The organism is Pseudomonas sp. D(2018) (assembly GCF_005502555.1).
GTDB lineage: Bacteria > Pseudomonadota > Gammaproteobacteria > Pseudomonadales > Pseudomonadaceae > Metapseudomonas > Metapseudomonas resinovorans.
Genome location: NZ_SCOK01000004.1, coordinates 138,238 through 150,328, shown reverse-complemented (window position 1 = coordinate 150,328; position 12,091 = coordinate 138,238). Strand labels below are relative to the sequence as shown.

8 protein-coding genes are annotated in these 12,091 nt (G+C 65.6%); 2 read left to right on the top strand and 6 right to left on the bottom strand.

Annotated elements, in window-relative coordinates:
- Positions 1-18 precede the first annotated feature (18 nt).
- Both sbcD and FFS60_RS05045 read left to right on the top strand, forming a co-directional pair.
- A complete protein-coding gene (gene sbcD / locus FFS60_RS05050; RefSeq protein ID WP_137821311.1) occupies positions 19-1,239 on the top strand; it encodes an exonuclease subunit SbcD in 1,221 nt (406 codons plus the stop codon).
- Positions 1,236-4,661, top strand: coding sequence for an AAA family ATPase (locus tag FFS60_RS05045; RefSeq protein WP_137821310.1), 3,426 nt, complete (start codon positions 1,236-1,238; stop codon positions 4,659-4,661). Before sbcD ends, FFS60_RS05045 begins: the two co-directional genes overlap by 4 nt.
- A 103-nt stretch (positions 4,662-4,764) precedes the next feature.
- Here the strand turns inward: FFS60_RS05045 and rlmF are convergent, their stop codons facing one another.
- From rlmF to FFS60_RS05015, 6 genes are all read right to left on the bottom strand, one after another.
- A complete protein-coding gene (gene rlmF, locus FFS60_RS05040) occupies positions 4,765-5,757 on the bottom strand; it encodes a 23S rRNA (adenine(1618)-N(6))-methyltransferase RlmF (RefSeq protein ID WP_137821309.1) in 993 nt (330 codons plus the stop codon).
- A gap of 56 nt (positions 5,758-5,813) precedes the next feature.
- On the bottom strand, positions 5,814-6,374 hold the full coding sequence (locus FFS60_RS05035; RefSeq protein WP_028628414.1) for a VTT domain-containing protein: 561 nt from the start codon (positions 6,372-6,374) through the stop codon (positions 5,814-5,816).
- A 36-nt stretch (positions 6,375-6,410) separates the two neighbouring features.
- A complete protein-coding gene (locus FFS60_RS05030) occupies positions 6,411-8,240 on the bottom strand; it encodes an SLC13 family permease (RefSeq protein ID WP_137821308.1) in 1,830 nt (609 codons plus the stop codon).
- Positions 8,241-8,281: 41 nt separating this feature from the next.
- Entirely contained in the window at positions 8,282-8,578 is a 297-nt protein-coding gene (locus tag FFS60_RS05025; RefSeq protein ID WP_028628412.1) for a helix-turn-helix domain-containing protein, read from the bottom strand.
- 63 nt (positions 8,579-8,641) lie between these two features.
- Entirely contained in the window at positions 8,642-11,491 is a 2,850-nt protein-coding gene (locus FFS60_RS05020) for a valine--tRNA ligase (RefSeq protein WP_137821307.1), read from the bottom strand.
- Between the two features lie 120 nt (positions 11,492-11,611).
- The gene (locus tag FFS60_RS05015; RefSeq protein WP_137821306.1) at positions 11,612-12,085 is read right to left on the bottom strand and encodes a DNA polymerase III subunit chi; all 474 of its coding nucleotides are present in this window, start codon (positions 12,083-12,085) and stop codon (positions 11,612-11,614) included.
- Between the last annotated feature and the right edge of the window lie 6 nt (positions 12,086-12,091).

Genomic DNA, 12,091 nt, shown 5'->3' with positions numbered 1-12,091 from the left:
CCGTCACAGTGATTCCCGATGCGCATCCTCCACACGTCCGACTGGCACCTGGGCCAGCACTTCATGGGCAAGACCCGGCAAGCCGAGCACCAGGCTTTTTGCCAGTGGCTGATCGAACAGGTGCGCGAGCGCCAGGTGGATGCCGTGCTGATCGCCGGGGATGTGTTCGACACCGGCGCGCCGCCGAGCTATGCCCGCGAGCAGTACAACCAGTTCATCGTCGAGCTGCGCGACGCCGGCGCCAGCCTGGTGGTGCTCGGCGGTAACCACGACTCGGTGGCCATGCTCGGCGAAAGCCGCACCCTGCTGGCGCAGCTGGGTACCCGGGTGGTGCCGGCCGTAGGCGTTGATCTCGATCAGCAACTGCTGGTGCTGAAACGCCGCTCCGGCGAACCGGGGGCAATTCTCTGTGCCATTCCCTTCATCCGTCCGCGCGACGTGCTGCAGAGTCAGGCCGGGCAGAGCGCGGCGGACAAGCAACTGTCATTGCAGCAGGCGATCCAGGACCACTACCAGCAGCTCTTTTCCCTGGCCCAGCAGCGTCGTGCCGAGCTGGGCGGCGGCCTGCCTATCATTGCCACCGGCCACCTGACCACCGTGGGCGCCAGCGCCAGCGAGTCGGTGCGGGAAATCTACGTCGGCTCCCTGGAAGCCTTCCCCACCAGCGCCTTCCCTGCGGTGGACTACATCGCCCTCGGACATATCCACAGGCCGCAGAAGGTCGGCGGCCTGGAGCACATCCGCTATTGCGGCTCGCCCATCGCGCTGGCCTTCGACGAGGCCTCCCAGCAGAAGGAGGTGCTGTTGGTGGAGATGGACAGCATCGGGCTGCACAAGGTCGAGGCCCTGCCGGTACCACGTTTCCAGGCCCTGCATTCCCTGCGTGGCTCCCTGGCGGAACTGCCTGCGCAACTGGCCGAGGTGGCGCGCGAAGGCACCCCGGAACGGCCGGTCTGGGTGGAAGTGCTGGTGAGCACGGACGACTACCTCAACGACCTGCAGGCGCGTTTGCTTGCGCTCTGTGAAGGCTTGCCCGTGGAGGTGCTGCGCATCCGCCGCGAGCGCGGCACAGCCCTCTCTGGCCTGCAGCGAGAAGCGCGGGAAACCCTCGATGAGCTCAATCCGGAAGAGGTGTTCCACAAGCGCCTGGCGACTGAAGAGCTGGACGACGCCTTGAGAGGCAATCTGTTGGGAATGCACCGGGAGGTGTTGGCCGATCTGCGGGAGGGACAGGCATGAAAATCCTCAGCCTGCGCCTGAAGAACCTCAACTCGCTCAAGGGCGAGTGGAAGATCGACTTCACCGGTGAACCCTTCGCCGGCAACGGCCTGTTCGCCATTACCGGCCCCACCGGCGCCGGCAAGACCACGCTGCTCGACGCCATCTGTCTGGCCCTTTACCACCGCACGCCGCGCATGGGCACGGTGTCGGCCAGCATCAACGAGCTGATGACCCGACACACCGCCGACTGTCTGGCCGAGGTGGAATTCGAGGTGAAGGGCGTGGCCTACCGCGCCTTCTGGAGCCAGCGCCGCGCTCGCGACAAGGCCGATGGCGGCCTGCAGCCACCCAAAGTCGAGTTGGCGCGGGTGCAGGACGGGGACATCCTCACCGACAAGATCAACGACAAGCTCAAGCTGACCGAGAGCCTGACCGGTCTCGATTTCGAGCGTTTCACCAAATCCATGCTGCTGGCCCAGGGCGGTTTTGCCGCCTTTCTCGAAGCCAATGCCAACCAGCGTGCGGAGCTGCTGGAAGAGCTGACCGGTACTGAAATCTACGGGCTTATTTCCCAGCGGGTTTTCGAAAGAACCCGTGAAGTGAAGGCTGGGCTGGACCAGTTGCGCGCCCGTGCTGAAGGCGTGGAACTGCTGAGCGACGAGCGCCGCGTTGCTCTGCAGCAGGAGGCACAAACCCTTGCGAACGAAGCGCAGCATTTGCAGGCCCGCCAGGTGGACCTGCAACACCAGCGACAGTGGCACGATGAACTGGACAAAGCACTGACCCGCAAACAGCTTGCCGAGCAACAGGGCCGTGTCGCCCAGGCAGCATTGGAACAGGCTCAGCCACAACTGGCACGGCTGGCCGCCAGCGAGCCGGCCAACCGGCTGTTGCCGCTGCACCGCGACTGGCAGCGGGCCCAGCAGCAATTGAATCAGGGCGAAAGCGAGTTGCGGGTGACTCGCCATGAACTGCAGACGCTGGCCGAACGCATCCTCGACCAGCTCTGGCAGGGCGCCCAGTTCGGCGAGCAATGGGTGCAGGCGCGCCAGGGTGCGCTTGAGGGGCTCCAGGCTGAGCGTGAGGCCCTGGAGAAACGACTGTCCGAGCAGCCCCAGCGGGCGCGCTTGGGCGAGCACCTGGGCGCTTGGCGGGTTGAACTCGGCGCGCTGAGCAGACGCCAGGATGAATGGGCCGAGTTGCGTCGCGTCCAGACCGAACTCAAGCATCAGGGTGGCGCGCTGGAGGCTCGCTTCGAGCAGGCTCGCACGGCCCTGGAGAATGCCCGAGTCGAACAAGGTCAGGCCCAGCAGGAAGAGGCTGAGGCGCAGGTGCAGCTCGATGGGCTTCTAGGCGGGCAGGACGACGCGGCGCTGCGTGCGCAGTGGCAGCAATTGCTGGAGCGTGGGCGCCAGTTGGAACGTCTGGAGCAGTTGTCCCAGCAGCGCAGGCAGCTGGCTGAGCGGCAGTCCCGCGCCCGCGAGCAGATGCAGCCACTGCAGGAGGAGCAGAAAGCCCTCAGCGAACAGCGCGACGGCCTGCGCCGCCGCTTCGCCGAACTCAAGCAGCAGATCGCCGACAAGGAAAAGCTCCTCGAACAGGAGCAGCGTATCCAGCAACTGGAGGCCTATCGCGCAGCCCTGCAGCCGGGCGAAGCCTGCCCCTTGTGCGGTTCCCATGACCATCCGGCCATAGCCGAGTACCAGGCACTCAATCTTTCCGCCACCCAACAGGGGCTGCAGGACTGCAAGGTGGCCCAGGACGAGGTGCGTCAGCAGGGGGAACACCTGAGCAATCGCCTGGCCGCCCTGGAGGCGCAGATCGCGCAGCTCAATGAATCCCTGCAGGGGGGCGAGGCGGAGCTGCGCGAGTTCGTCGAGCGCTGGCGTGAGCTGTGCCAGTCCCTGGCGCTGCAACTGCCCGACCTGACAGCCCTGCAGGCCGAACTGCAGCGCCATGCCGAGGGGCTACAGGCGCTGCAGGAACGCCTGGCGCAGCTGGATCAATTCAAGGCAGCCCTCGCTCGCGCCCGCGACCTGCGCCAGCAACGCGACACCACCCTGCAAGAATGCACCAGCCAGCTCGCTTTGCTGGAAAAAGACCAGATCGGCTTGCGCCAGCAGGAGCAGGCCATCGCCCTGCGGCTGGAGCAATTGGATAGCCAGCAGCAGGAAGCCCGCGAGCAGTTGGCCGCCAGTCTGGCGCCGTTGGGCTACAGCCTGCCGACGGCGGGGGAGGCCTGGCTGGTCGAGCGCGAAGCCGAGTGGCAACAGTGGCAGCAGGACCAGGCCGCCAGCCAGAGGCTGGAAGGCCAACTGCGCGATCAGCAACACGCACTGGAGATTGCCCGCGAACAGGCTCGCCTGTGGCTGGGGCGCTGGCAGGCCTCCGGGCACACCGGGCAAGCGCCTCTGGCGCCGGTGGACGATCCCCAGAACGCACTGGCGGCAGTGCAGACCGAGATGGACGCGGCCCAGCAACGGCTCAATCAGCTCAAGGGCACGGAGCGAAGTCAGGACCAGCGGGTCCACGAGGCCCGTCACCAGTTGCAACTGCAGCTGGATGCCTGGCACCAAGGACTGGGCGTCAGCCCCTTCCCGGACGAGGCAGCCTTCCTCGCCGCCGTGCTGGATGAGGCAGAACGCAGCGCCCTGCAGGAGCTGCAGCAGCGCCTGAGCCGTGAGTTGGGGGATGCCGAAGTCTTGCTGGCAGATGCCCGCATCCAGGCCGAACGTCTCCAGGCAGCGCCCCAGAGCGAACTGGATCGGGAGCGGCTGGAAGGGGAATGGCAGGCGCTGGGCGACCGTATGCGCGAGTCGAGCCAGCGCCAGGGCGAAATCCGTGCCCAACTCAGCGGTGACGAGCAGCGCCGACAGAACCAGCAGGCGCTGTTCGCCGACATCGCCCGCCAGGAGGCCGAGTACGACCTCTGGCAGCGTTTCAACAGCCTGGTGGGGTCAGCCGACGGCGCCAAGTACCGCAAGTTCGCCCAAGGCTTGACCCTGGATCACTTGGTGCATCTGGCCAACTTGCAACTGCAACGTCTCCATGGCCGCTACCAGTTGGCGCGTCGTCAGGGGGGCGAGCTGGAGCTTGAGGTGGTGGATACCTGGCAGGCCGACGTCGTCCGCGACTGCAAGACGCTGTCTGGCGGCGAGAGCTTCCTGGTCAGCCTGGCGCTGGCGTTGGCGCTGTCCGACCTGGTCAGCCACAAGACCAGCATCGATTCGCTGTTCCTCGACGAAGGCTTCGGCACCCTGGACGGCGAGACCCTGGAGGTTGCCCTCGACGCCCTGGATGCACTGAATGCCAGCGGCAAGATGATCGGCGTGATCAGCCACGTGGAAGCGCTGAAGGAGCGCATCCCGGTGCAGCTCAAGGTGCACAAGGGCGTCGGGATGGGGTACAGCCGGCTGGATGCGCGTTTCGCGGTTGGCTAGTGGTGGCAGGCCTGCGGCCTGCGTTCGCGAGCAAGCTCGCTCCTACGGCTCCGTAGCCCGGGAATCCGGGAAGGGCGCAGTCAGTTCGCGGACTGCATCCGGGTTACCAGCGCGCTTTGCGCCAGGCCTCGCGCTGTGCGGCGTCGAGGAAGGTCCAGGCGACGAAGCGGCTCTGCTTCTGGCCCTGGGCCATTTCCACCACCTGCACCTCCACGGCGTCGCTGCGGCGCAGGCGGGCTTCCATGCCGGGCAGGTTGCCACCCTTGGAAACCAGGCTGCTGAACCAGAGCACCTGCTCCTTGAACTGCAGGCTCTCGTCCACCATCCGCTGCAGGAAGCCAACTTCGCCACCGTCGCACCAGAGTTCTGCGCCCTGACCGCCGAAGTTCAGCACCGGCAGCTTGCGCTTGGGGTCGAGCTTGCCGAGGTTCTTCCACTTGCGCTGGCTACCGCGGGTGGCTTCTTCCAGGGAGCTGTGGAAGGGCGGGTTGCACAGGGCCAGGTCGAAGCGCTCGCCCGGGGCGATCAGGCCCTTGAAGATGTTGCGCGGCTCGGCCTGCTGGCGCAGGTCGATGGCGTCGCCGAGTTGGTTGGACTGGATGATGGCCTGGGCCGAGCCCAGGGCCGTGCGGTCGATGTCGGTGCCGGTGAAGTGCCAGCCATACTCGCTGTGGCCGATCAGCGGGTAGATGCAGTTGGCGCCGATACCGATGTCCAGCGCCTGGATGCCTTTGCCGCGCGGGATCTGCCCGCCATTGCCAGCGGCCAGCAGGTCGGCGAGGCCGTGCAGGTAGTCGGCGCGGCCGGGTATGGGCGGGCAGAGGTAGCCAGCAGGAATGTCCCAGTGACGAATGCCGTAGAACTGCCGCAGCAGGGCACGGTTGAACACCTTGACCGCCTCCGGGTCGGCAAAGTCGATGCTTTCCTTGCCGTAGGGGTTGGTGATGACGAAGCGCGCCAGTTCCGGGCTGCCCTGGATCAGCTGGGGAAAGTCATAGCGGCCCTGGTGGCGATTGCGCGGATGCAACTGGCCCTTGGCAGGCGCTGCAGTCGATTTGGCAGTGGCGGGGCGGGGACGCTTTGGCGTTTGCGGCATGGTGGCGGTATCGGCAGAGGAAAACGCGGAATTTTCCCACAAGCGGGCACTTCACGTCAGGAAAGGTGAAGGGCGCGGCCCAGGTAATCGAAGAACAGGCAATAGAGGGCAATCGGCAGTGGCAGGCCGAGGAGGGTTCCGATGAGGTAGTGGCGGAAGCGCACGCCGCTGAGGCTGAGGGCGTAGTTGAGCGCCGGAACCGTCTGGAACAGCATTCGCAACAGCGTGATGACAGCCACCGGGCGTTCGTCGAGGTGAGCGAAGATGCGCTTCGCCAGCCGGTTGTCCATCTCGCGCAGGGCGCTGCCGCCCAGCCAACGGATGAGCAGAAAGGTGAAACAGCAGGAGAAGGTCGCCGCCAGGTAAGTGGCCAGCCCGCCCCAGAGGCGCCCCAGGGCCAGCACTGCGGCGGCGAGGAAAATCCAGCCGGGAATCTGGATCAGGTTACCCAGTGCGAATAGCAGCGCAAAGAGCACCAGGCCCCAGCCCTTGTGGGCCAGCAGCGTGTCGTGCAGGTACTGCAGACTGAGGTGCTCGCGCATTCCGCTGAACTGGAAGGCTGCCAGCAATAACCCGAGGAAAAGGGCTACCAGCAGCAGGCGACGGTACTTGTGCATTGTCCCAGCCCTTGGGGGAGTTCCCATCATTGAAGCTCAGAGCGGGAACACCAGTGGCACCAGGAAGACGCTGACGATCATTACCAGCACAGTGAAGGGCACACCTACCCTCACGAAGTCACCGAATCGGTATTGGCCGGGGCCCAGTACGAGGGTATTCACGGGCGAGGAGATGGGCGTCATGAAGGCAGCCGATGCCGCCAGGGCGACGATCATCGCGAAGGGGTAGGGTGACATCCCCAGTTGCTGGGCTGTGGCGATGGCCACCGGCGCCATGAGCACGGCCGTGGCGGTGTTGGAGATGAACAGGCCGATCAGTGCGGTGACGATGAACAGGCTGGCGAGCATGGCGTAGGGGCCGGCATTGCCCAGCAGCGCAACCAGCCCTTTCACGGCCAGGTCGATACCGCCGGTCTGCTGCAGGGCCTGGGCGAAGGGCAACATGCCGACGATGAGGATCAGGGTCGGCCAGTGGATGGCGCGGTAGGCGCTGTCCAGGTCGATGCAGCGGAAGGCGCCCATTAACAGGCAGCCGATCAGCGCGGCCATCACGTTGGGCACCAGGCCACTGACCATCAGGAAGATCATCACCGCCAGGCTGAGCAGGGCGTAGGGGGCCTTGCGCGCGGTGGGGGCTACTTCGTTCACCTCTGCGGGCAGGCTCAGCACCAGGAAGTCGCGGCTCTGGCCCTGCAACTGATGAATGCACTTCCACTCGCCGGCCACCAGCAGGGTGTCGGAGGCCTTGAGCTTCTCGTCCACCAGGACGCCTTCCAGCGCTTGGCCGTGGCGGCGCAGGCCCACCACGTTGAGCTGGTGGCGCGATCGAAAGCCGAGTTCCTGGATGGTCTTGCCCGGCAGTTTCGACTCCGGCGGCAGGGCCACTTCGGCCAGCCCCAACTGGTGGGCATGCAGGCTGTAGTAGGAAGCTTGCAGCGGCAGGGGTTCCAGGCCCAGCTCCTGATAGGCACCGAGCAGGCCGATGGCCGGACTGGCGAGGTCCACCAGCAGCACGTCGCCGGGCTCCAGCAGGGTATTGCCGGTGGCCATCAGCAGCAGGGTACGGAAGCGGCGCTGGCGCTCGACGGCGATCACATTGATGCCGTACTGCTTGCGCAGCTCCAGTTCGTTGAGGGCTTGGCGCGCCAGTGGCGAGTCGGCGCGAACCTTCAGGCGACGTTCCCGTTCGTTGAGGTCGTAAGCCGTGGCCAGGTCTGCGAGGGTGAGGCGGGGCGCAGCGGCGGCTTCGTCGTTGCCTCTGGGCGTCAACCAATGACGCGTCAACAGCATGTAGACGATGCCCAGGGCCAGTACGGCCAGGCCGATCGGTGTGAGGCTGAAGAAGCCGAATCCGTCCAGGCCGGCGCGGCGCAGTTCGCTGTGCACCACCAGGTTGGGTGCGGTGGCCACCAGGGTGAGCATGCCGCTGATCAATCCGGCGAAGGCCAGCGGCATCATCAGCCGTGCCGGGGCGATCTTCAGCCGCGCGGCGACGCCAAGGGCTACCGGAATAAAGATGGCCACTACGCCTGTGGAACTCATTACAGACCCCAGGCCCGCAGCGGCCAGCATCAGCAGCACCAGCAGGCGCGTCTCGCTGCTGCCGGCCCGGGCCACCAGCCAGTCGCCCAGGCGGTAGGCGATGCCGGTGCGGACCAGGCCGTCACCGATGACGAAGAGGGCGGCGATCAGCACCACGCTGGGGTCGCTGAAACCGGCCAGGGTGTGCTGGATATCGAGGATGCCGGTCAGTGGCAGCGCGACTATGACCAGCAAGGCGACCACGTCCATGCGTGGCTTGTTGAGGACGAACAGGGTGATGGCGGCCGTGAGCAGGCCCAGCACCATCAGCAGATCGAGGTTCAATCGGTACTCCCGGAGGTTCCTTGGCGGGGAGCGGCAGTCTGTCAGGGGTAATCCAGGACGGCCTTGATCTGTTGCAGGTTAGCGGCGATCCAGCGCTTGTCGATTGGGCCCCAGCTGCGGATCACGTAGTGTCCGGCGTTGTTGCGCTCGCCTTCGGCCTGTTCGAAATGGCAGTCGATATCCAGTTCCGCCAGGGCCAGCAGGGTGTCCTGGGCGGTGCGGCGCGGCATGCCGGTGGCGTCCATGAGGGCCGGGATGCTGGTGGCGGTGCCGCTGTCGATCAGCCAGGCAACATAAAGGCGGCGGTAGAAGCTGGACTTGGTTTTGCTGATTTCCATGGGCATGCCCTGCGTGGCGGACGGTGCAATGAACGAGGCCCGCATTAGCGGGCCTCGTTGGGGTTACAGGCTGGCGATTCGGCTGCGCTGTTCGGTCAGGTTGGCCAGGGCCTGTTCGGCCTCGGCCAGCTTGGCGCGTTCCTTCTCAATCACCTCGGCCGGGGCCTTGGCGACGAAGCCTTCATTGCCCAGCTTGCCGCCGACACGCTTCACCTCGCCGTCCAGGCGCTGGATTTCCTTGTCCAGGCGGGCGAGTTCCGCGTCCTTGTCGATCAGGCCGGCCATGGGCACCAGCACCTGCATCTCACCCACCAGGGCAGTGGCGGACATCGGTGCTTCTTCGCCTGCGGCCAGCACGCGGATGGTTTCCAGCTTGGCCAGTTTCTTCAGCAGGGGCTCGTTTTCGGCCAGGCGACGACGGTCTTCCTCGTTGGCGTTGGCCAGCAGCAGGTCGATGCGCTTGGCCATGGAGATGTTCATCTCGCCGCGGATCTGCCGAACGCCGAGCATCAGCGCCTTGACCCACTCGATGTCGCCTTCGGCGGCGGCGTCTATGCGCTCTTCCGCGGCCACCGGCCAGGGTTGCAGCATCAGGGTGTCGCCGCCCTTGCCGGCCTGGCCCTTGATGCGCTGCCAGATTTCTTCGGTGATGAAGGGCATGAACGGATGCGCCAGGCGCAGGGCCACTTCCAGCACGCGGATCAGGGTGCGGCGGGTGCCGCGCTGACGCTCGATGGGTGCGTTCTCGTCCCACAGCACCGGCTTGACCAGCTCCAGGTACCAGGCGCAGTACTGGTCCCAGATGAACTCGTAGAGGGTCTGGGCGGCCAGGTCGAAGCGGAAGGCATCGAGGTGTCGGGTCACTTCGGCTTCGGTACGTTGCAGGGCGGAGATGATCCAGCGGTCGACCGAGGACAGCTCGACCGGCTCGTCATTCACGCCGGTGTCCTGGTCATCGGTGTTCTCGATGACGAAGTTGGCGGCGTTCCACAGCTTGTTGCAGAAGTTGCGGTAGCCCTCGACGCGGCCCATGTCGAACTTCACGTCGCGGCCGGTGGAGGCCAGCGAGAGGAAGGTGAAGCGCAGGGCGTCGGTGCCGTAGCTGTTGATGCCTTCGGGGAACTCGGCCCTGGTCTGCTTGGCGATCTTCTCGGCCAGCTTGGGCTGCATCATGCCGCTGGTGCGTTTTTCCAACAGGGTGTCGAGGTCGATGCCGTCGACGATGTCCAGCGGGTCCAGGACGTTGCCCTTGGACTTGGACATCTTGTGGCCCTGGGAGTCGCGTACCAGGCCATGCACGTACACGGTCTTGAACGGAACCTGCGGGGTGCCGTCCTCGTTCTTCACCAGGTGCATGGTCAGCATGATCATCCGGGCGACCCAGAAGAAGATGATGTCGAAGCCGGTGACCAGCACATTGGTGGGGTGGAAGGTCTTGAGGAACTCGGTCTGTTCCGGCCAACCCAGGGTGGAGAAGGTCCACAGGCCGGAGCTGAACCAGGTGTCCAGGACGTCTTCGTCCTGACGCAGGGCGATGTCGCCCAGGTTGTGCTTGGCGCGAACCTCGGCCTCGTCGCGGCCGACGTAGACGTTGCCGGCTTCGTCGTACCAGGCCGGGATGCGGTGGCCCCACCAGAGCTGGCGGCTGATGCACCAGTCCTGGATGTCACGCATCCAGGAGAAGTACATGTTTTCGTACTGCTTGGGCACGAACTGGATGCGGCCATCTTCCACGGCGGCGATGGCAGGTTCCGCCAGCGGCTTGGTGGAGACGTACCACTGGTCGGTCAACCAGGGTTCGATGACGGTGCCGGAACGGTCGCCCTTGGGCACCTTCAGCGCGTGGTCTTCGATCTTTTCCAGCAGGCCGAGTTGCTCGAAGGCCTCGACGATGCGCTTGCGTGCGTCGAAACGGTCCAGGCCGGCGTATTGCTCGGGCAGGCTGCCGTCGAGCTGGTCGTTGACGCTGCCGTCAAGGTTGAACACCTGGGCGGTGGCGAGTACCGCGGCGTCCTTGTCGAAGATGTTGATCAGCGGCAGGTTGTGGCGCTTGCCGACTTCATAGTCGTTGAAGTCATGGGCCGGGGTGATCTTCACGCAGCCGGTGCCGAACTCGGGGTCGCAGTACTCGTCGGCGATGATCGGGATGCGGCGTCCCACCAGGGGCAGCTCGACGAAGGTGCCGATCAGGTTCTTGTAGCGCTCGTCTTCCGGGTGCACGGCAACGGCGCTGTCGCCCAGCATGGTTTCCGGGCGGGTGGTGGCGACGATCAGGTAGTCCTTGCCGTCAGCGGTCTTGTGGCCGTCGGCCAGCGGGTAGCGCAGGTTCCACAGGCTGCCCTTCTCGTCATGGTTTTCCACTTCGAGGTCGGAGATGGCGGTGTGGAACTTGGTGTCCCAGTTGACCAGGCGCTTGCCGCGGTAGATCAGGCCGTCTTCATGCAGGCGCACGAAGGCTTCCTTGACCGCCTCGGACAGGCCGTCGTCCATGGTGAAGCGCTCGCGCGTCCAGTCCACGGAGGAGCCGAGACGGCGGATCTGGCGGGTGATGGTGCCGCCGGACTGTTCCTTCCATTCCCAGACCTTGTCGAGGAACTTCTCGCGACCGAGGTCATGGCGGCTGACGCCCTGGGCGGCGAGCTGGCGCTCAACCACCATCTGGGTGGCGATGCCGGCATGGTCGGTGCCGGGCTGCCACAGGGTGTTGCGACCCTGCATGCGGCGGAAGCGGATCAGGGCGTCCATGATGGCGTTGTTGAAGCCATGACCCATGTGCAGGCTGCCGGTCACGTTCGGCGGCGGGATCATGATGGTGTACGGGTCGCCGGAACCTTGCGGGGCGAAGTAGTTGTTCTTCTCCCAGGTCTGGTACCAGGAAGTTTCGATAGCGTGGGGCTGGTAGGTCTTGTCCATGGTTCGGCGGGGACCCTAGAGGCAACTGAACGGGAAAACCGGAGAGTATAGCGGCAACGGGCTGTCGAAAGAATTGGCGCGCGTCGTGGGCGGCGCCCGGTCGTTACCGGGCGCGGTGGATCACTGCCGGCGCGGGGGCAGCAGGCGAGTCAGGCGGGCTTCGAGACGGCGTTTGAGCTCGGCCTCGATCTGTGGCACGAAATCGTCGATCACATCCTGCAGGATCAGTTGCGCGGCGGCGCGCAGTTCGCTGTCCAGGCGCGCCAGTTCCGGGTTGCCCGCCGGCGTCATGCGCTGGCGGAGGGCTTCGGCCATGGGCAGCGTAGGTGCGAGCTCCGCTGCTGGGGCCGCCGTGGCTGCGGGAAGCGGTGCGACGGTAGGCTCCTGGGCCAGGGGCTGCGCTGGAGTCGATGGCACCACGGGGGCCGGGGCGGGCTCGACTATTTCTGACAGCAGCGGAATGCGGTCAGCATCCAGCGCGTCCGTGAGCAAAGGCGGCTCAGCACCGTTCGGCTCGTCGCCGAGCAGGGCACGGATGGATTCGAGGTCGTCCAGCAGGTGTGCCGGCTTGGGGGGAAGCTTGGGGGTGTCCATGGGAAT

Bases quoted from the DNA above. Each gene is read 5' to 3' on its own strand.
- sbcD (WP_137821311.1), top strand. From the start codon at position 19: ATGCGCATCCTCCACACGTCCGACTGGCACCTGGGCCAGCACTTCATG.
- FFS60_RS05045 (WP_137821310.1), top strand. From the start codon at position 1,236: ATGAAAATCCTCAGCCTGCGCCTGAAGAACCTCAACTCGCTCAAGGGC.
- rlmF (WP_137821309.1), bottom strand. From the start codon at position 5,757: ATGCCGCAAACGCCAAAGCGTCCCCGCCCCGCCACTGCCAAATCGACT.
- FFS60_RS05035 (WP_028628414.1), bottom strand. From the start codon at position 6,374: ATGCACAAGTACCGTCGCCTGCTGCTGGTAGCCCTTTTCCTCGGGTTA.
- FFS60_RS05025 (WP_028628412.1), bottom strand. From the start codon at position 8,578: ATGGAAATCAGCAAAACCAAGTCCAGCTTCTACCGCCGCCTTTATGTT.
- FFS60_RS05020 (WP_137821307.1), bottom strand. From the start codon at position 11,491: ATGGACAAGACCTACCAGCCCCACGCTATCGAAACTTCCTGGTACCAG.
- FFS60_RS05015 (WP_137821306.1), bottom strand. From the start codon at position 12,085: ATGGACACCCCCAAGCTTCCCCCCAAGCCGGCACACCTGCTGGACGAC.